This is a genomic window from Streptomyces sp. Q2 (genome assembly GCF_056820935.1).
This window is the reverse complement of sequence record NZ_JBXEJE010000009.1, coordinates 104,716-123,840: the sequence shown is the minus strand read 5'-3', so window position 1 is coordinate 123,840 and position 19,125 is coordinate 104,716. Positions and strand designations below refer to the sequence as shown.

The window sequence follows — 19,125 nt, the reverse complement described above, 5'->3', positions numbered from 1 at the left end:
ATCGACAGGCTGGACGCAGTGTGGCCGGTCCCATCGAGTACGAGCGGTCCGTCCGGACCAGCACTTCAAAGGAGAAGCACATGCTCAACAGACGGAACTTCCTCACTGCGGCGGTCGGCGTGGCGGCTGCGGGCGGCCTCGCCGCGTGCGCCAAGGAGGACGACTCCTCCGGCTCCACCTCCGCCGGTGGCAGCAAGACGATCACCCTGGGCTTCTCCCAGGTCGGCTCGGAGAGCGGCTGGCGCAGCGCCAACACCGACTCGGTGAAGTCGGCGGCCAAGGAGGCGGGCTACAACCTCAAGTTCTCCGACGCGCAGCAGAAGCAGGAGAACCAGATCTCCGCGATCCGCAGCTACATCACCCAGGGCGTGGACGTCATAGCCTTCTCGCCGGTGGTCGTCACCGGCTGGGACGCGGTGCTGAAGGAAGCCAAGGCCAAGAAGATCCCCGTGGTCCTCACCGACCGCTCCGTCGAGACCTCCGACGAGTCCCTGTACGTCACGCTCGTCGGCTCGGACTTCACCGACGAGGGCCGGCGCGCGGCCAAGATCCTGGAGAAGGTTCTCGAGAAGGCCGGCCACAAGGGCGCCGTCAAGATCGCACAGCTGGAGGGCACCACCGGTGCCGCCCCCGCGATCGAGCGTGCCAAGGGCTTCAAGGAGGTCATGGACGCCGACCACGCCGACGACTGGAAGATCGTCGTCAGCCAGACCGGTGACTTCACCCGCGCCGGCGGCAAGCAGGTCATGGCGGCCTTCCTGCAGTCCAACCCGGACATCAACGTGCTCTTCGCGCACAACGACGACATGGGCATCGGTGCCATCCAGGCCATCGAGGCGGCCGGCAAGAAGCCTGGCAAGGACATCCTGATCGTCACGATCGACGGCGTGAAGGACGGCTTCGTGGCCATGTCCGAGGGCAAGATCAACGCCATCGTCGAGTGCAACCCGCTGCTCGGCCCCCAGCTGATGGAGGTCGTCCAGAAGGTCAAGAACGGCGAGAAGGTCGAGCGCTGGATCAAGACCAAGGAGAGCGACTTCATGCAGGACCAGGCCAAGGCCGCGCTCCCCACTCGCAAGTACTGACCGACCGCACCCACCGGCAGGGAGCCCTCCGCCGACCGAACCCCTCGGTCCAGGGGGCTCCCTGCGGGCCTGAACGAAATCCATGAGGAGCGCTGCCATGGCAGAGCCGCTGCCCGTCCTGGAGATGACGGGCATAGTCAAAGAGTTTCCGGGGGTACGGGCTCTGTCGGATGTCGACTTCCGGCTCTTCCCCGGTGAGATCCACGCCCTGATGGGCGAGAACGGGGCCGGGAAGTCCACCCTCATCAAGGTGCTGACCGGCGTCTACTCGCTGGACGACGGCACGATCACCCTCGACGGGCAGTCCGTGCGGATCGACAGCCCGCTGCAGGCGCAGCAGGCCGGCATCAGCACGGTCTACCAGGAGGTGAACCTCTGCCCCAACCTGTCGGTGGCGGAGAACATCTTCATCGGACGTGAACCCACCCGCGCCGGCCGCATCCTGTGGAAGAAGATGCGCAAGGACGCGGCGGAGCTGGTCGACCGGCTCGGCCTCGACATCGACGTGACCGCCCCCCTGTCCTCGTACCCGCTGGCCGTACAGCAACTGGTCGCGATCGTACGGTCGGTGGGCACCGGCGACAGCGACGGCGCGGGAGCCGGCACCAAGGTGCTGGTCCTGGACGAGCCGACGTCCAGCCTCGACCGCGACGAGGTCCTCGAACTGTTCCGCCTGATGCGGCAGCTCAGGGACGAAGGCGTCGCGATCCTGTTCGTCTCGCACTTCCTGGACCAGATCTACGAGATCTGCGACCGGATGACCGTCCTGCGCAACGGCACCCTCGTCGGCGAGCACATGGTCGGCGACCTCGACCAGGTCGGGCTCGTCCAGCTGATGATCGGCAAGGCCCTGGACCAGCTGGAGGAGCTCCACGACCACCAGCTGCGCGCCGAAGTCGGCGAACCGCTGGTCCACGCCGACGGCCTCGGCAGGACCGGTGCCATCGCCCCCTTCGACCTGGAGATCAAGAAGGGCGAGGTCGTCGGACTGGCCGGCCTGCTCGGCTCCGGGCGCACCGAACTCGCCCGGCTGCTCTTCGGCGCCGACCAGCCGGACAGCGGCAAGGTCACCATCGGCGGCAAGCAGGTCTCGATGAGCGCCCCGAACGACGCGATCGGCGCCGGCGTCGCGTTCTGTTCGGAGAACCGCAAGGCAGAGGGCCTGGTGCCCGACCTGACGGTGCGGGAGAACATCATCCTCGCCCTGCAGGCCTCGCGCGGCTGGACCCGGCCCATCCCGGCCGCCCAGCGCGACGAACTCGTCGCCAAGTACATCAAGGCACTGGACATCCGGCCCGCCAACCCCGAGGCCCGCGTCGGCCAGCTCAGCGGCGGCAACCAGCAGAAGGTGCTGCTCGCCCGCTGGCTCATCACCCAGCCGAAGCTGCTGATCCTGGACGAGCCGACGCGCGGCATCGACGTCGGCGCGAAGGCGGAGATCCAGAAACTCGTGGTCTCGCTCTCCGAGGAAGGCATGTCCGTGCTGTACATCGCGGCCGAGCTGGAGGAGGTGCTCCGGCTCAGCCACACCATCGGCGTGCTGCGTGACCGCAAGCTGGTCGCACAGATCGCCAACGGGCCCGAGATCACCCCCACCCGGATCCTGGAGACCATCGCGAGCGGAGAGCACCAGTGACCACCACACCCCGATGGCGAGCGCTGACGCAGCATCACCTGTTCTGGCCGGTCGCCGTGCTGGTCGTCCTGCTGCTCATCAACGTTCCCTTCACCCCCGACTTCTTCGCGATCAAGATGACGGACGGCCACCTCTACGGCAGCCTCGTCTCGATCGTCCTGTTCGGATCGCCCCTCATCCTGGTGGCGGTCGGCATGACCCTGGTCATCGCCACCGGCGGCATCGACCTCTCGGTCGGCGCCGTGGTCGCGATCACCGGGGCCCTGACCTGTTCGTACATCAGCGACCAGGCCGACCAGAGCGCTCTGTCCGGAGTGCTCCTCGCGATGGGCCTGGGCCTGGTGGCCGCGGTCGTCTGCGGCCTCTGGAACGGCTTCCTGGTCGCCCGGATGGGCATCCAGCCGATCATCGCCACGCTGATCATCATGGTCGCCGGGCGCGGTGTCGCCCAGCTGATCACCGACGGTCAGATCATCACGATCAACAGCGAGCCGTACAAGCTGATCGGCGGCGGCTACTGGCTGACCCTGCCCTTCTCCATCTTCGTGGTCGCCGCGGTCGTCGCCATCACCGTGGCGCTGACCCGCCGCACGGCCCTCGGCCTGCTGGTCGAGTCGGTCGGCGGCAACGCCGAGGCCAGCCGCCTGGTGGGCATCAGGTCCCTGCGCATCAAGATCATGGTGTACGTGTTCTGCGCGCTGTGCGCGGGCATCGCGGGCCTGATGATCAGCTCCAACACCTCGGCCGCGGACGGCAACAACGCCGGCCTGTGGATCGAGCTGGACGCCATCCTCGCCGTGGTGATCGGCGGCACCTCCCTGCTGGGCGGCCGGTTCTCCATCGGCGGCACGGTGATCGGCGCCCTCGTCATCCAGACCCTGACCACCACGATCTACACCATCGGCGTGCCCACCCAGACCAACCTCGTCTTCAAGGCCGTCGTCGTCATCGTCGTCTGCCTGCTGCAGTCCCCGAAGTTCCGCGCCAAGGTCTTCGGCGCGAAGGGCCTCAAGGGGCGCCGGTCCGCGGCTCCCACGGACACCACCGCGACGGCCGAGGCCGCTCCCACCATGGAGGTGTCGCGATGAGCGCGACCACCAAGACCCCAACGGCGCCGGAAGGCCGTACGGGGCCGGAAAGCCGTACGTCGTCCAAGGCCGCGCGGCTGCTCGGCGACCGGCGGCTGCCCGTCCTGGTGACGGCCGCGCTCTTCCTCGCGATGTACATCGGCGGGCTGAGCCGCTACGCGAACTACGGCTTCGGCGAACCGCAGGTCTTCCTGAACCTGTTCATCGACAACGGCTACCTGCTGGTCGCCGCCGTGGGCGCCACGTTCGTCATCCTGTCCGGCGGAATCGACCTGTCCGTGGGCTCGGTGATCGGCTTCACCACCATGTTCACGGCGTGGCTGGTGGAGCGTCAGGGCCTGCCGATCCTGCTGGTGATACCCATGGCCCTGGCCGTGGGCGCGCTCGGCGGCTTCGTCATGGGCTACGTGATCCACAACTTCGAGATCCAGCCCTTCATCGTGACCCTCGCCGGACTCTTCCTCTTCCGGGGCCTGTGCCTGGTCATCAGCAAGGAGTCGATCTCCATCGGCGACCCCTCCGTGAGCAGCATGGCCCAGGCACAGGTGTCACTGGGCGGGGCCTTCCTGTCGATCGGCGCGATCGTCGCCCTGGTCGTCCTCGGCGTGGCGTTCTACGTGCTGCACTACACGCGCTTCGGACGCCGGGTGTACGCCATCGGCGGCAACGAGCAGTCGGCCCTGCTGATGGGCCTTCCGCAGGGCGGCACGAAGATCGCCGTGTACACCGTGAGCGGCTTCTGCTCGGCCCTGGCCGGTCTGCTGTTCACCCTGTACATCCAGTCCGGTGACCCGCTGCACGCCACCGGCATGGAGCTGGACGCGATCGCCGCGGTCGTCATCGGCGGCACACTGCTGACGGGCGGCTCCGGCTATGTGCTGGGCACCCTGTTCGGCGTACTGGTGCTGGGCCTGATCAAGAGCATCATCCAGTTCGAGGGCACGCTCAGCTCCTGGTGGACGAAGATCGCCACGGGTGTGCTGCTGTGCGCGTTCATCCTGATCCAGCGCGCCATGACGGCCCGTAAGAAAACCTGACCGTTCCGGGCGCATCCGGCCACCCGCGCACCCCGGCCCGTTGGGTCCCCGTACACCGCTGCCCCGCCTCCGCACACGCGGAGGCGGGGCAGCGGTGTGTGCATGTGGTGCATGTGGTGCATGTGGTGCGCCGGGGCCGGCGGCGACAGCGCACGGCCGGATCAGCCGCCCAGCGCGTCCAGGTCCAGGATGTCGCCGGCGGGCCGCTGCGCCGAGACCGGCTCGTCGTACTCGCCGAAGGTGAGGGTGCCCGAGTCCTTGGCGGAGGCGCTGTCGACCCTCAGCACATACGGCTCGCCCTTGGTGGCGACGTAGAGCGTGTAACGGTCCTTGCCGTCCTTCTCGTGCAGGACGATCGCGGGCGTGCCGTCGACGGTGGTGTTCTTGCCGCGGGTCGCGTCCGAGCGGCCGTCCCCGGCGTCGCCGAGCACCGTGTCCAGATCGCAGAAGGCCGCGATGTCCTTGGCGTCCTGGCCCTTCGCGGACATCTTGGTCCACTTCCCGGCCAGCATCTCCACGGCCGCGTCGGTGTCCGCCTTCGACTCGCCCTCGCTCTGGGCGCGCAGGAACGCCTCGTCGTACTTCATGTAGACGGTGTCCCCGGTCTTGATCAACTCGGCCTGGCCCTGGCCGCCGACGCTCATCGTGCCGGCGCACTCGCCCTTCTTGTTCAGGGCCATGTCGATCCGTATGGTGCCGCCGCTCTCGTCGTCAGGGATGTCGCCCTTCATGCGCAGCGACGAGGCACCCGTGGTCGCCTTCATCGCCCGTTCGGCGATCTCACCGCCGCTCAGTTTGGCGAAGGGGTCCTTCGGCGTGCTCGGCGTGTTCGAGGAGCTCGACCGAGCCGGGGCCTTCGAGCTGCTGTCGGCCTTGTTCTCGCCGGGCAGGCAGCCGGTGAGTGCGGTGGTGGCCGTGGCGGCGAGGCAGAGGGCGGCAAGTGCGGTACGACGCATGGGAATTCCTAGTGAGGATGAGGTGCGGGTGCGGGTGCGGTGCGCGTGCGGGTGCGGGTGCGGGTGCGGGTGCGCGTGCGGCGAGCTGAGCTGAGACGGGGAGGGGCGAGGCGGGGCGTCGAACGGCGCGCTTCGTGCGGTGGCGCTTGGAGCGGTCGCCCGCAGGTCGTATGCGCGGCGGGCGGATGCGCCGCGCCCCGTGCGGCAACGGATGCCGCGCGCCGCCGCAGCCGTGGGACGTGCCGTGGCCGCGAGGCGGGGGCCCGGAGCCAGCGGTCCGGGCGGTCCGGGCGGTCTAGGAGGTCTTCTTCCAGTCCTTGCAGCCGGCCGTCTTGAAGTAGACGTCCGAGGAGCTGATCGTCACGACGGCCGTGCCGTTCACGTTGTTGTTGGCGACGATCGAGTCCATGGAGTGCTCGGCGTCCTTGTCGCGCTCCCAGTAGCAGGAGTCGTCGGCGTTGCCGGTGGACTTGTAGGTGCCGGGCGCGATGTCGGCGCCGACTCTGAACATGCCGCCGTCGCCGGCCATTTTGGAGGCGGGGGAGCCCTTCGCCTTCAGGTCGACGGCCTCCCAGTCGTTGCAGTCGCTCGACTTGAAGAGCTTGTCGGTGGCCTTGACGGTCACGTAGCTGGTTCCGGTGACGTTGTCGTTGGCCAGCAGCGAGTCCATCTCGCCCGAGGCGTCCTTGGCGCGCTCCCAGTAGCACAGGCCGTCGCTGTTGCCGGTGGTGCGGTAGGTGCCGGGCTTGACGTCCGCGCCGACCTCGAAGTCGCCGTCCCCCGAGAACGCGACCTTCTTCTCCGCGACCTCCGTCGTCCCCGCGTTCTTGTTCTTGTTCCCGCCGGGCTTGCTCTGCGCGGAGGCCGAAGAGCCCTTGCCGCTCTTGGTGGCGCCGCTGTCGCTTCCGCCGTCCCCGGCGTTCGCCGAGACGGCGCCGATCACGACGACTCCGACGACGGCGCCCAGCGCGACTTTGCCCTTCATGCCCATGACTCTGTCCCCCTCCAACGCGGCGACTGCCGCCGTTCGGCTGCCGCTCGTTCGCTGGGTCAATAAGAACAGAGCCTGTGAACCGAGTCAACACGATTCACGAGATGGCATGTGTACACGGCCGTGAATGGGTAGATCTTGAGTACGTCGGTATGCTCGACGCCACACACGGGACCGCGGGTACGAAGACGACGCGGGACGACGAGGGGAGCCGGCGGTGCAGGACAATGCGACAGAGGTGACCGCCGCCGGAATCGCACGGCTCGCCGGCGTCGGCCGTGCCGCCGTCAGCAACTGGCGGCGCCGGCACGCCGACTTCCCCAAGCCGGTCGGCGGCACCGAGACCAGCCCGTCCTTCGCGCTTGCCGAGGTCGAGGCCTGGCTGCGCCACCAGGGAAAACTCGCCGAAGTCCCGCTGCGGGAACGCGTCTGGCAACAGCTCGCCGGCCACCCCGAGGGCCCGGTCACCGCACTCACCCACGCCGGCTGCCTCCTGCTCCTGATCCACGACCGCCCCACGGTCTGGCTGGAGGTGAGCGCCGGCTCCGACGAACGGCTGGCCGCGATGCTGCCGGGCGCGCTGGAGCAGGTGCTCGTGCCGCGCTTCGGCGCACTTCGGGGTGGGCGCGGCAGTGGCGGCGGAAGTGGCGGCGGTGGTGCGGATGCCGGCGGCAGGGCTGTTCACACGCCGCCGGGTGTGAACTCGCCGCAGTCCGTTCACAGCCCAGGCGCTGTGAACACCCCGGGGGCCGCTTACGCCGCACCGGCGCCAGGGGGCGTGCACACCGCGACACCGGTTCACAGCTCCGGCGCTGTGAACCCGCCGGGTGCCGTGAACACCGGAGGGGGCGTCAACACGGCCGGATCCGTGAACACCGGCGGCGGCATGAGCCTCGCCGACGGCGTGAACCCAGGCGGAAGCGTGAACCCCGCCGGAGGCGTCAACCGCGGAGGAGGCGTGAGCTCCGGCGGAGGTGTGAACCCCGGCGGAGGTGTGAACACCACCGGGACCGTATACACCGCCCCCGCCATTCACGCCCCCAGCGGCCCGGCCCTCCTCCCCTCCGCCCCCCTCCTCCGCGGCGCCGCCGAACTCGCCGCCGAGTTGGGCGCCCGCCAGACGTTCGAGTTCCTGCTCGGCCGGCACCTGGACGCCAACCCGCGCCAGTACACGCTCACCCCCGGCGAACTCGCCGGTCTCATGGCCGACCTGGCCGGCCCCGCGCGTACCGTCCTCGATCCGGCCTGCGGCACCGGCGCCCTGCTGCGCGCCGTCACCCCGCGCCCCGACCAGGAGCTGTACGCCCAGGACAGTGCCCCCGACCTCGCCGCGCTGACCGCGCTCCGGCTCGCGCTGCACGCCCGGGTGACCGTGCGCGCGGCCGCCGGAGACACACTGCGCGCCGACGCCCACCCGGGACTGCAGGCCGACGCCGTCCTGTGCCACCCGCCGTTCAACGAGCGCAACTGGGGTCACGACGAGCTCGCCTACGACCCGCGCTGGGAGTACGGCTTCCCGGCGCGCAACGAGTCCGAGCTGGCCTGGGTGCAGCACGCGCTGGCCCGCCTCAAGGACGGCGGCACCGCCGTCCTCCTCATGCCGCCCGCCGCGGCCTCCCGTCGTTCCGGCCGCCGTATCCGCGCCGACCTGCTGCGCCGCGGGGCGCTGCGTGCCGTCCTCGCGTTGCCGGTCGGTTCGGCACCGCCGTACAACATCCCGCTCCACCTGTGGGTGTTGCGCCGGCCCGAGAAGGCGCCGGCGCAGCCCGAGGTGTTGCTCGCCGACGCGGGGCAGTTCGCCACCGAGGGGCGCGGCGGGCCGGACTGGCGGGAGGTGCGCGATGCCCTGCTCGACGCCTGGCGCGCCTTCGACAAGGCGGGCCGTCTCGATGAACGGCCCGGTCTGGCCCGGTCTCTGCCCGTCATCGAGCTCCTCGACGACGACGTGGACTTCGCCCCGGCCCGCCACCTGCCGCCCGCGGCGGCGGCCGACGGCGCCGAGGCGCTCACCGTGGTGCGCGAGCGCCTGGGGGAGACCCTGCGCCTGACCGCCGACCTCACCCCGCCCCCCGCGACCACCGCGCAGCCCGCGCGCTGGCCGCTCACCACCGTCGGCGAACTCGCGCGCGGGGGCGCGCTGGTGATGCGTACGGGCGGAAACGGTGGCCACGCGCGCGTGCGCGTTCTCACCGACCATGACGTCCTCGCCGGAACCGCCCCGTCGGGGACGCTTCCCGAGAGCGATGAGGAGGCCGTCCTCGTGGCGGCGGGCGACGTCGTGGTGCCGGTGCTCGGCGGCGGCTCGGTGACGCGCGTGATCGACGACGCCACGGCGGGCGCCGCCCTGGGGCGCAACCTCGTGCTCCTGCGTCCCGATCCCACGGCGCTCGACCCGTGGTTCCTGGCCGGCTTCCTGCGCGGTACCGCCAACAACCGCCAGGCCAGCAGCTACGCGTCCACCGCCACGCGCCTCGACGTACGCCGCCTCCAGCTGCCCCGGCTGCCGCTCGACGAGCAGCGGCGCTACGGCACGCGCTTCCGCGCCCTCGACGACTTCGAGGGGGCGATCCGGCGTGCGGGCCGGCTCGGGGAGCAGTTGGTACGCGGGATGTACGACGGCCTGACGGACGGGACGGTCGCGCCCGGCTGAGGCGGAGTGATCAGCATGACAACGGTTCGGTACAACCCAGGACCGCTTGTCCGTGTCGGCCTATACGCTCGAAGCGACAATCGTGCGACCGGCGTTGCCCGACGTCGGCCGCCCTCGTGCGCCCGCCCTTGTGCGCCCGCCTCAGACATCAGGAGCTGTCATGCATGGCCACGGCTACACGCAGCCGGTGAAGCAGCCACCCCCGACGGGGTGGCTGGTCTTCCTGCGCGTGCTGTTCGTGGCGATCTCGATCCTCAGCATCGGCATCCTGGCCTGGACGATGCTGCTGCGCCTGGCGATCGTCACGCGCAAGGGGATCGACTGGGGCCTGTTCGTGGCCGCGGGCGTGGCCGACGTCCTCGCGCTCGTGCTGCTCGGCACCGAGTCCGGCGACGAGGTGCACACCGTGGGCGGCTGGACCGGGATGCTCCTGCTCCTGGGCACGCTCGTGGCCGCGACCGCGTACTACCTCGCGGCGGACGTACGCCACTTCCACCAGCTCCGCTACGGCGCCTACCCACCGCGGGCCACGCCGGCCCCGGCCCCGGCACAGACGTACGGCTACCCGCAGCCCGCGACGCCGGGGCCGTCGCCGTACACCGCGACGACCGTGCCGCAGACGCCACAGCCTCAGCAGCGGCCGCACACGCCAAACCCCCTGCAGACCCCACTGCCGCAGCCGCCCCTGCCGACCACCCCGCCGCCCCAGCGCCCCGCGCCCGCCCGCATCGACCAGGTGCGCGCCGAGCTCGACGAGCTCAGTGACTACCTGCGCCGCCAGGACGGTCACCACGACGGCAACCACGAGGGCGGAAGGTGAGCGTGGCGACGGGACGTGTCGTCGGCGGCCGCTATGAACTGTCCACCCTCATCGGGCAGGGCGGCATGGGCCAGGTCTGGACGGCCTACGACCAGCGGCTCGACCGGCGCGTGGCGGTGAAGCTGCTGCGCCCCGACAAGGTGGCCGGCCAGGAGGCGGACGAGCTGCGGCGCCGCTTCGTGCGCGAGTGCCGGGTGACCGCGCAGGTCGACCACCCCGGGCTCGTCACGGTCCACGACGCGGGCAGCGAGGGCGAGGAGCTGTTCCTCGTCATGCAGTACGTCGACGGCGCCGACCTCTCCGACCACCTCGCCGAGCACGACCCGTACCCGTGGCAGTGGGCGGTCGCGGTCGCCGCGCAGCTGTGCGCCGTACTGAGCGCCGTGCACGCCGTGCCGATCGTCCACCGCGACCTGAAGCCGCGCAACGTGATGGTGAAGCAGGACGGCACGGTCACCGTCCTCGACCTCGGCGTCGCGTCCGTCATGGACACCGACACCACCCGTCTCACCCACACCGGCTCTCCCATCGGCTCGCCCGCCTACATGGCCCCCGAGCAGGCGATGGGCGGCGCCGTCGGCCCGTACACCGACCTGTACGCACTCGGCGTGCTCCTGCACGAACTGCTCAGCGGAGACGTCCCGTTCGCGGGCTCGACGGCGCTCGGCGTGCTGCACCGGCACCTGTACGAGCCGCCGCTGCCCGTGCGCCGCATCCGCCCCGAAGTGCCCGAGCCCCTCGAAGCGCTCGTCCTGCGCCTGCTCGCCAAGGACCCGCAGCACCGCCCGGCCTCCGCGCAGGACGTGTACGAGGAGCTGGCACTGCTCCTGCCCGCGCGCGGGATGCCCACCGGGGCGCCCCTCGACCCCACACGCCCCTTCCTGCGCCCGCACGCCCCCTGGCCGGACCGCGCGCGCACGCCCGCCCCGCAGCCCGCCCCCGCCACACCCGTGGCACCCGCCGCCGAGAAGCCGGACGTCGCCCGGGCCGTCGACGAGGTCAAGCGCCTCCTCGGCGAGGGCCGCATCACGCAGGCCGTCGACATCCTCGGCGCGATCCTGCCCGCCGCGGCCGAACAGCACGGCGAGCACTCCCCGGTCGTGCGCACCCTGCGCAAGCAGTACGCGGCCACCCTCATGGACGACGGCCAGTACCGGCGCGCCCTGCCCGAACTGCGCCGCCTCGCCGAAGAACGCGCCGCCGAGGCCGGCCAGTCCGACCCGCAGTCGCTCCGCTTCCGCTACGAGGCCGCCCAGTGCCTGGAGCAGCTCGGCGAACCGGCGGCGGCGCTCGCGGAGTACCGAGCGCTGCTGCCGTACTACGAGAACCAGTACGTGGCAGGCGACCCCGAGCTCGCCCACGACGTCCGCCGCCGCATCGGCCACCTCCTCCTCGCCCTCGGCGACCGCGCCGCCGCCCACGACACGCTGGTGCGGCTGCTGCACGACGCGGAACGGCTGCGAGGCCCCGGTCACCCCTTCGCGGCGGAGATCCGCCGGACCCTGGAGTGGCTGGGGCAGGTGCGCGGCTAGATGTGCCGCCAGGCGGGCGGCGCGATTTTGCCAGGCCCTGAGAGATCCTTGTGAGCCTCCGGGGGCGACGTTTTCCGAACACGTAGGCGGGCGGGATAGGTTGCGATCCGCTTCACACGCGCCGCGCGCGCCCTCTGCGCGCGCCCGTCACGAGGAAACTCGTCACACAGCTCGGCGCACATCGCACAGCCAGTCGGTACAGCCCATTCGCACAGCCAGTTCGTACAACCAGTTCGGTACAACCAGGGGTGGGGTCACACATGTCCGGCCATCGTCAGTCCAAGAAGCGCAGATATCTCACGTGGGCCGTCGCGGGAGCCGCCGTCGTCGCCGGAGCCGGCATCGCCGCGCAGACCTCGATGGCCGCCACGACCTGGCCCGCGCAGCGCACCTACACAGGCCGGGCCTTCGACACCTGCGCCGCACCGTCCCTCGCCGCGATGAAGGCCTGGCACACCGGCTTCTACGGCGCCGCCGCGGTCTACATCGGCGGCAAGAACCGGGGCTGCTCGCAACCCAACCTCACCGCCTCCTGGGTGAAGTCCGTCAGCACCGTCGGCTGGAAGCTCATCCCGCTCTATGTCGGCGCCCAGCCGCCGTGCCAGACGGGCTCCAGCCCCGAGAAGATCACCGCGAGCACCGCCGCCTCCCTCGGCGCGAGCGACGCCGCCGACGCCGTGGCCAAGGCTTCCGCGCTCGGCATGAAGGCGGGCAGCCCGGTCTTCCTCGACATGGAGTCGTACGACATCACGAACAAGGCGTGCAACGACGCCGTCCTCACCTACGTCCGGTCCTTCGACAAGGCGCTGCGCGCCAAGACGTACCGCACCGGCTACTACGGCTTCACCAGCTCCAGCGCGAAGGCGATCGCGAAGGCGACCGACAAGACCGATCTCCCCGGCAACATGTGGTACGCGCTGTGGGACAAGCAGAACACCACGACCGCGGACTGGCCCTTCGGCGCGACCCAGTGGACGAACCACAGCCGCGGTCACCAGTACATGGTCAACAGCAAGGAGAGCCGAGGCGGCTACACGATCACGGTGGACCGGGACGCCTGGGACGGGCCGGTGGCCATCACCGGCTGACGGTCGCCGTGGCCCCGGAGCCGCGGCGGTGCCCGAAGTCCTGGTGAATCGTTGGTCGAATGGGTTGGCCAGAGCTTGCCCACTGCCTACCATCGATCACCGCAAGACCTTGTGCACCGCCGCACAAACTCCTCGGGAGGCTTCCTTGCACCGCCGCCGTCGCACCGCGCTCCTCCTCTCCGCCGCGATCGCCGCGGCCCCTCTCCTCACCGCCTGCGGAAACGATGCGCATCCCGGCGCAGCGGCCGTCGTCGGCGGCCAGCGGATCACCGTCTCCCAGCTGGAAACCCGGGTGAGCGAGGTGCGCGCGGCGCAGCGGGCGGCGGTGCCGGACGACGCACAGTACGAGCAGGCCATCGCCAAGACCGGCACGCTCACCCGCGACACCCTGCACAACATGGTCCTGGAGCGGGTGCTGCAGCGCGCCGCCGAGGACGAGGGCGTGACCGTCAGCCGCAAGGAGATCCAGCAGATGCGCAGCGGCCTGGAACAGCAGACCGGCGGCGCCGAGGCCCTGGAAGCGGCCTGGCTGCAGCAGTACGGCATCGCCCCCGAGCGCCTCGACGAGAACCTCCGCCTCCAGCTGGAGGCCCAGAAGCTCGCCACCCAGCTCGGCACGAACACCGGCGACCCCGCCTTCTGGAACGCACTGGCCAAGGCGTCCAAGGAACTGAACGTCGACCTCAACCCGCGCTACGGCGCCTGGGACGTCGACAAGAGCAGCCGCGTCGACACGAAGACGCCATGGCTGCGGGAGGTCACGGCGACGGGAACGCAGCAGACGGCATGAGCGGGGACGCGGCGGGCGGCATGACCCCACCACCGGGTCGTTCATACGATCGCACTACGCCCCCCTGCCCTGTGGATAACTGATCGCCTCGTCGGCGAGGTGCGTTAGCTTCGAATCGTGAACGCAACCAGCTCCGAAGCCGCCACCGGCCGCATCGTCCTCCTCACCACCAGCCACCGCGTCGCGCCCGGCCTGCTGTCCTGGCCCGCCTGGCAGGCGCTGCACGCCGCCGACCGGGTGCTGTGCGCGGACGGCGCGCACCCGCAGCTGCCGTATCTGCGCGAGGCCGGGACAGCGGTCGACGAGACGTCGCCGACCGCCGAGGAGCTGGTCGACGCGTGCGCCGGAGGGCGGACGGTGGTCGTGGTCGCCACCGGCGAGGGCGAGCCGGCCCTGACGGACGGCCTGGCACGCCTCGCGGGCTCCGGCCGCGTCCACATGCCCGAGCTGGAACTGCTCCCCGCCTCCTACGACCTGCCGGGCGCCCGCCTCCTCGACCTCGTCCAGGTCATGGACCGCATCCGAACCGAATGCCCCTGGTCGTCCCAGCAGACCCACAAGGGCCTGGCGAAGTACGGCATCGAGGAGGCGTACGAACTCGTCGAGGCCATCGAGGAGGGCGACCGCGACGAACTGCGCGAGGAACTGGGCGACGTCCTGCTCCAGGTCGTCTTCCACGCCCGTATCGCGGAGGAGGACCCCGACGCCCCCTTCTCCGTCGACGACGTCGCCGGCGGCATCGTCACCAAGCTCATCCACCGCCACCCGCACGTCTTCGGCGACGAGACCGCCACGACCCCCGAGGAGGTCAAGGAGCACTGGCTGCGCACGAAGGCGATAGAGAAGCAGCGCGAGTCGGTGACGGACGGCGTCCCCCTCGGCCAGCCCGGCCTCGCCCTGGCGGCGAAGCTGGCATCGAGAGTGCGCACGGCGGGCCTGGACGTGCCGCTGCCCCGGTCCGAGGGCATCGGCTACGACCTGCTCGCCCTGGCGGTACGGGCGGAGGCGGAGGGGGTGGATCCGGAGGCGGCCTTGCGGGCGGCGGCTCGGGTCTATCGGGATGCGATCAGGGAGACGGAGGGCTGACGCCCATCAAGCGGAGGTGAACCGGACGGGGAGGTCCCGAAGTCCACGCATGATGAGCCCGCCCCGCCAGCGCAGGTCGGCAGGGTCGGCCGCGAGCCGGAGGTCGGGCAGGCGGCGCAGGAGTGTCGTGAGCGCGGTACGGCCTTCGAGGCGGGCCAGGGGCGCGCCCAGACAGTAGTGGATGCCGTGGCCGAATCCGAGGTGCTGGTTGTCACTGCGGGACAGGTCGAGCGTGTCCGGCTCGGCGAACCGTGCAGGGTCACGGTCCGCGGCAGCGAGGACGACCAGCACCGGGTCACCGGTGGCGATGCGCTGCCCGCCGATGCTCAAGGGCTCGACGGCGTAACGCCAGGTGGCCAGTTCCACAGGGCCGTCGTAGCGGAGCAGTTCATCGATACCGGTGTCCACCAGTTCGGTCTCACCGCGCGCGATCGACTCCTGGAACCGAGTCAGCTGTCCGGGGTTGCGCAGAAGTGCGTATGTGCCATTGCCGATGAGGTTGATGGTGGTCTCGAAACCTGCGAACAAAAGCACGAAGCACATCGCGGCGGCTTCGTTCTCGGTGAGGTGTTCTCCATGATCGGAGGCGCGGATGAGATCAGAGATCAGGTCGTCGCCGAGGTCGTTGCGCTTGCGGTGGATCAGGTCGGCGAGGTAACCGCGGATCTTCTTGACGGAGCGGGCGACGCCACCGCGCGGACCTCCTCCGTGCCGGATCATCATCCCGGCCCAGTCCCGGAAGTCGTCCTGATCCTCGCCGGGGACGCCGAGCAGGTCGCAGATCGCGTAGATAGGGAGGGGAAAGGCGAAGTCGTGGATGAGGTCGGCCTCCCCCCGCGGCGCGAACTGATCGATGAGATCGTCGGTCAACTGCTGCACGCGGGGCGCGAATTCCGCCACACGGCGTGGGGTGAACGCCTTGGAGACGAGGCGGCGCAGCCGGGTGTGGTCCGGCGGGTCGATATTGAGCAGATGTGTCATGAGATTGGCGCTGCGCTCACCGGGGATACCGGTCCGGCTCTTGCCGTGGGCGTCTTCGGCGTGATGAGCGGGGTTCTTCGAAAGGCGCCCGTCCGCGAGAGCTTGGCGCGCATCCGCATAGCGGGTCACCAGCCACGCCTCGACTCCGCTGGGAAGCCGTGTCCAGTGCACGGGGGAGTGCTCACGCAGCCAGGCATAGGCAGGGTACGGATCGGTGGCGAACTCCCAGGTGAAGAGTTCGGGGGCGGTGTTCGGGACGTTCACCTGATGACCGTATCGGGAGCCGGGGCGTGGACGCGCCGCCGCCGAGACGCGGGAGGACGGGGGAGGGAGGTATCGGGATATGGGCGAGGACGTGCGCGGCGCCAGGGAACTGCTCGCCAGGGGGAGAGAGGCCCTTGCGGGACAGGAGGAAGCGGAACCGGACACCATGGACGTCTCGGACCTCACCTTGATCGCCTGGGAGGAACTGCGGGACTTGGCTCTCCCGCAGATGGCATACGTGATCGACCTTCTGGACATCACGGTGAAGCCGCTCGGAGAGGTCCGGAAGCGATCCGGGGTCACGTGCAGGGTGACGGAATGGCACGCGCGGACCGGGACGCCGGTTCCCATGGAAGTGCCGGAGCTGGCGTGGCCTGCCGTCGAGGAACTGATGGCCGCTCACTTCCAGCGTCGCCAGTTCGCGAGAAGTGCGGTGGACGTGCGGACGCAAGTGAACGGAACCCTCTACCGGTTGCGTACCGGTTGCCTCTGGGACGAGCTTCCCGAGCGATACGGCCCATGGGCACTCGCCAAGGACAGGCAGAACGCATGGTTCAAAAAGGGCTTTTGGCCCGTCCTCGTGAACCATCTGAATCTCAGCGGCGGAGCCACGCCGGTTCGGCACGAGCCACTCGTCCCGGCCACCGAGGTCACGGGCCGCATCACTCGGGAACTGGTCAAACGTGACGCGCCCTCAACTCTGTGACTTTCACGTGATCTACGCGGCATTAACTTGTGACAAGTGTTCGACTGCCTATACGTTCACGGATCAGCGCGGCGCCGAGCCTCACCCGCCGCCTGATCACCGTTGTCTTGCGAAAGGTTTCCGCATGCTCTCCGGGAACGGCCGCCATCGTCGCCCCCGCCAGGCTCCGGCCATCCTCGTGGCGGCAGGAGTGACCGGCTCCGCCATCGCCATTCCGCTTCTCGGCGCCACCGGCGCGAGCGCGGCGACCGGCACCACGTGGGACCAGGTGGCGAACTGCGAGACGGGTGGCTCCTGGAGCGAGAACGCCGGAGACGGGTACTACGGCGGACTCCACATCGCACAGGAGGACTGGGAGCAGTACGGCGGTCTCGACTTCGCCTCGCGCCCCGACCAGGCCAGCCGCAACCAGCAGATATCGGTCGCCGAGAAGATCCTCGCGGACCAGGGTGTCGGCTACTGGTCCACCTGCGGACTGCTCAACGGGCTCAGCAAGGACTCCGCGGCGGCAGACGTCGACACGGGCGTGGCGGACGGCGCGACGTCGGACAGCGGCGAATCATCCGACTCGCCGGGGTTGTCGGACTCGTCCGAAGTGTCGACGGGCCCGTCGACGGACGCGTCGCCCAGTCCGTCCGGCTCCGGTGCCCCGTCGGATGATTCCGGCAAGACCGACGAGACGGGCAAGATCGGCAATTCGGCCAAGTCCGACTCGTCGCCCGGTTCCGGCTCGGGTTCGGGTGACTCGCAGGACTCGCGGGGTTCCGACAGCTCCGTCACGGACGCGACGAAGCAGGGCGACTCGGACAAGTCATGGCAAGAGGGCGGCTCTTCGGCCCTCGTCGACACCGGCTCCCTCAGCGCCGGCCGGCACCGTGGCGGCAGCGCCGACGAGACCGTCGCCGACACAGGCACCGGCGAGGCCGGCAGTGACACCTCCACGGGCCGTCACGCCGTCCGCGCCGACTCGTACACCGTCCGCGCCGGAGACACTCTCGCGTCCATCGCCGACTCCCTTGGCCTCCAGGGCGGGTGGCGTGAGCTCTACGCGGAGAACAGGCAGGCGATCGGTGCCGACCCGAGCGTCATCGCGCCCGGTCAGACCCTCTCTGTCGGTGTCGAATCGGGTGAAAACTAGCGGGAGTTCGCGTCACACTTCGCACTGAATGTCCGCTTTGGTGAAAGTGTGGGATGACTCTCAGAAGCCCTGATCGTCTTTGAAATTCCGCGGATCGCGTGTCTACCGTCGTCACCGCTCGCCAACACGAGCCCCGGCTGCCGCAACGCCGAATCCTGCCAGCGGCCGTACGGGAACAGTCGTCGCGTCAAGCGCCGTAGGCAGGAGCGGGGGACCCAAGGTAAGTGCCGGGACCAGCAGTTGAGCTGGATCCGGCTTGGGGTGAAGCCGTGCCGCGCACGAAACAGCGCGAGGCACGGCCGGGCAACTCAACCGGCCCGAACCCGACAGCTCACCTCGCAGGCGTCGGTGAGGGGATCCACCATGCTGTTTTCCGCCAAGGGCAAGCACCGCCGTCCGTCCAAGGCCACCCGGGCCATCGCCATCGCCGGTGTCACCGGCGCCGCCGTCGCCGCCCCGCTGATGGCGGCCGGCAACGCCTCCGCCGCCACCGCCTCCGAGTGGGACACCGTCGCCCAGTGCGAGTCCGGCGGCAACTGGTCCATCAACACCGGCAACGGCTACTACGGCGGTCTGCAGTTCTCCGCCTCCACGTGGGCCGCGTACGGCGGCACGCAGTACGCCGCGCAGGCCAACCAGGCCTCCAAGGCGCAGCAGATCGCCGTCGCCGAGAAGGTCCTCGCCTCCCAGGGCAAGGGCGCCTGGCCGAGCTGCGGCGTGAACCTGTCGAGCTCCGCCTACAACGGCAGCACCGACACCTCGTCGAACAGCTCCAGCAGCTCCAGCGGCTCGAGCAGCGACTCCTCGGAGACCACGACCCGCTCTTCGGAGCAGCAGGCGTCCCGTTCCACGGACCGTCCGGCCGCGAAGAAGACCGTCACCACCCCGACCGGCAAGAAGGTCAAGAAGGGTGACGGCGAGTACAAGGTCGTCAAGGGCGACACCCTCAGCTCCATCGCCGAGGAGCACGACGTCAAGGGCGGCTGGGCGAAGCTGTTCGAGCTGAACAAGGACATCGTCGAGGACGCCAACCTCATCTACCCGGGCCAGCAGCTGCACCTGAAGTGACACGCGGCTCGTAGCCGAACCACAGCGCTCTCATGGACGAGGCCTCCACAGTGGAGGCCTCGTGAGGGCCACCCCCGTCCCCACGGGCTCCCCGCTCCGGTGCGTCTTCCCCCGTACGCACCGGGGCGGGGCTTTTTTGACCCCTCGCTTTGTTCCGTTCGGAAACAATTTCCTCTCGGTCTGCCCAAGAGGTGGTCGGGCGGCTGGCC

Annotated in this window: 16 protein-coding genes and 1 riboswitch; of the genes, 13 read left to right on the top strand and 3 right to left on the bottom strand. The window is 70.0% G+C overall.

Annotated features, from left to right (window positions below):
- Nucleotides 1–80: 80 nt before the first annotated feature.
- The 4 genes from ACWBNA_RS12085 (at nucleotide 81) to yjfF (ending at nucleotide 4,846) form a co-directional block, all read left to right on the top strand.
- On the top strand, nucleotides 81–1,085 hold the full coding sequence (locus ACWBNA_RS12085) for an ABC transporter substrate-binding protein (protein ID WP_482704293.1): 1,005 nt from the start codon (nucleotides 81–83) through the stop codon (nucleotides 1,083–1,085).
- A gap of 97 nt (nucleotides 1,086–1,182) precedes the next feature.
- On the top strand, nucleotides 1,183–2,721 hold the full coding sequence (locus tag ACWBNA_RS12080) for a sugar ABC transporter ATP-binding protein (protein WP_482704292.1): 1,539 nt from the start codon (nucleotides 1,183–1,185) through the stop codon (nucleotides 2,719–2,721).
- Nucleotides 2,718–3,809 carry an ABC transporter permease gene (locus ACWBNA_RS12075; protein ID WP_482704291.1) on the top strand — a complete coding sequence of 364 codons (1,092 nt, stop codon included), beginning with the start codon at nucleotides 2,718–2,720 and terminating at the stop codon, nucleotides 3,807–3,809. The genes ACWBNA_RS12080 and ACWBNA_RS12075 overlap by 4 nt, the downstream gene beginning before the upstream one ends.
- On the top strand, nucleotides 3,806–4,846 hold the full coding sequence (yjfF, locus tag ACWBNA_RS12070) for a galactofuranose ABC transporter, permease protein YjfF (protein WP_482704290.1): 1,041 nt from the start codon (nucleotides 3,806–3,808) through the stop codon (nucleotides 4,844–4,846). Before ACWBNA_RS12075 ends, yjfF begins: the two co-directional genes overlap by 4 nt.
- Nucleotides 4,847–5,007: 161 nt before the next feature.
- Here the strand turns inward: yjfF and ACWBNA_RS12065 are convergent, their stop codons facing one another.
- Complete coding sequence (locus ACWBNA_RS12065) at nucleotides 5,008–5,802, bottom strand: hypothetical protein (protein ID WP_482704289.1); 795 nt, start codon at nucleotides 5,800–5,802, stop codon at nucleotides 5,008–5,010.
- A gap of 295 nt (nucleotides 5,803–6,097) precedes the next feature.
- Nucleotides 6,098–6,793: an Rv1352/Rv1906c domain-containing protein gene (locus tag ACWBNA_RS12060; protein WP_482704288.1), complete on the bottom strand. Its 696-nt coding sequence runs from the start codon at nucleotides 6,791–6,793 to the stop codon at nucleotides 6,098–6,100.
- Between the two features lie 217 nt (nucleotides 6,794–7,010).
- Between ACWBNA_RS12060 and ACWBNA_RS12055 the strand changes: the two genes are divergently transcribed.
- The 6 genes from ACWBNA_RS12055 (at nucleotide 7,011) to ACWBNA_RS12030 (ending at nucleotide 14,759) form a co-directional block, all read left to right on the top strand.
- Nucleotides 7,011–9,443, top strand: a complete 2,433-nt coding sequence (locus ACWBNA_RS12055; RefSeq protein WP_482704287.1) for an N-6 DNA methylase — start codon at nucleotides 7,011–7,013, stop codon at nucleotides 9,441–9,443.
- A gap of 160 nt (nucleotides 9,444–9,603) precedes the next feature.
- A complete protein-coding gene (locus ACWBNA_RS12050; RefSeq protein ID WP_482704286.1) occupies nucleotides 9,604–10,263 on the top strand; it encodes a hypothetical protein in 660 nt (219 codons plus the stop codon).
- 38 nt (nucleotides 10,264–10,301) lie between these two features.
- Complete coding sequence (locus ACWBNA_RS12045) at nucleotides 10,302–11,795, top strand: protein kinase domain-containing protein (protein ID WP_482704391.1); 1,494 nt, start codon at nucleotides 10,302–10,304, stop codon at nucleotides 11,793–11,795.
- Between the two features lie 260 nt (nucleotides 11,796–12,055).
- The gene (locus tag ACWBNA_RS12040) at nucleotides 12,056–12,883 is read left to right on the top strand and encodes a glycoside hydrolase domain-containing protein (protein ID WP_482704285.1); all 828 of its coding nucleotides are present in this window, start codon (nucleotides 12,056–12,058) and stop codon (nucleotides 12,881–12,883) included.
- A 145-nt stretch (nucleotides 12,884–13,028) separates the two neighbouring features.
- On the top strand, nucleotides 13,029–13,673 hold the full coding sequence (locus tag ACWBNA_RS12035) for a SurA N-terminal domain-containing protein (protein ID WP_482704284.1): 645 nt from the start codon (nucleotides 13,029–13,031) through the stop codon (nucleotides 13,671–13,673).
- 117 nt (nucleotides 13,674–13,790) lie between these two features.
- A complete protein-coding gene (locus ACWBNA_RS12030) occupies nucleotides 13,791–14,759 on the top strand; it encodes a nucleoside triphosphate pyrophosphohydrolase (protein ID WP_482704283.1) in 969 nt (322 codons plus the stop codon).
- Nucleotides 14,760–14,765: 6 nt separating this feature from the next.
- Here ACWBNA_RS12030 and ACWBNA_RS12025 read toward each other — a convergent pair whose 3' ends face one another.
- Complete coding sequence (locus ACWBNA_RS12025) at nucleotides 14,766–16,004, bottom strand: cytochrome P450 family protein (protein ID WP_482704282.1); 1,239 nt, start codon at nucleotides 16,002–16,004, stop codon at nucleotides 14,766–14,768.
- A 79-nt stretch (nucleotides 16,005–16,083) separates the two neighbouring features.
- Here ACWBNA_RS12025 and ACWBNA_RS12020 point away from each other — a divergent pair, with 79 nt between their 5' ends.
- The 3 genes from ACWBNA_RS12020 to ACWBNA_RS12010 all read left to right on the top strand — a co-directional run bounded on the left by ACWBNA_RS12020 (nucleotide 16,084) and on the right by ACWBNA_RS12010 (nucleotide 18,916).
- Nucleotides 16,084–16,710, top strand: coding sequence for a transposase (locus tag ACWBNA_RS12020; protein WP_482704281.1), 627 nt, complete (start codon nucleotides 16,084–16,086; stop codon nucleotides 16,708–16,710).
- A 124-nt stretch (nucleotides 16,711–16,834) separates the two neighbouring features.
- The gene (locus tag ACWBNA_RS12015; RefSeq protein WP_482704280.1) at nucleotides 16,835–17,848 is read left to right on the top strand and encodes a transglycosylase family protein; all 1,014 of its coding nucleotides are present in this window, start codon (nucleotides 16,835–16,837) and stop codon (nucleotides 17,846–17,848) included.
- A gap of 182 nt (nucleotides 17,849–18,030) precedes the next feature.
- Nucleotides 18,031–18,208, top strand: a riboswitch (cyclic di-AMP (ydaO/yuaA leader).
- A gap of 3 nt (nucleotides 18,209–18,211) precedes the next feature.
- Nucleotides 18,212–18,916, top strand: a complete 705-nt coding sequence (locus ACWBNA_RS12010; RefSeq protein WP_482704279.1) for a transglycosylase family protein — start codon at nucleotides 18,212–18,214, stop codon at nucleotides 18,914–18,916.
- The last annotated feature ends 209 nt before the right edge of the window (nucleotides 18,917–19,125 follow it).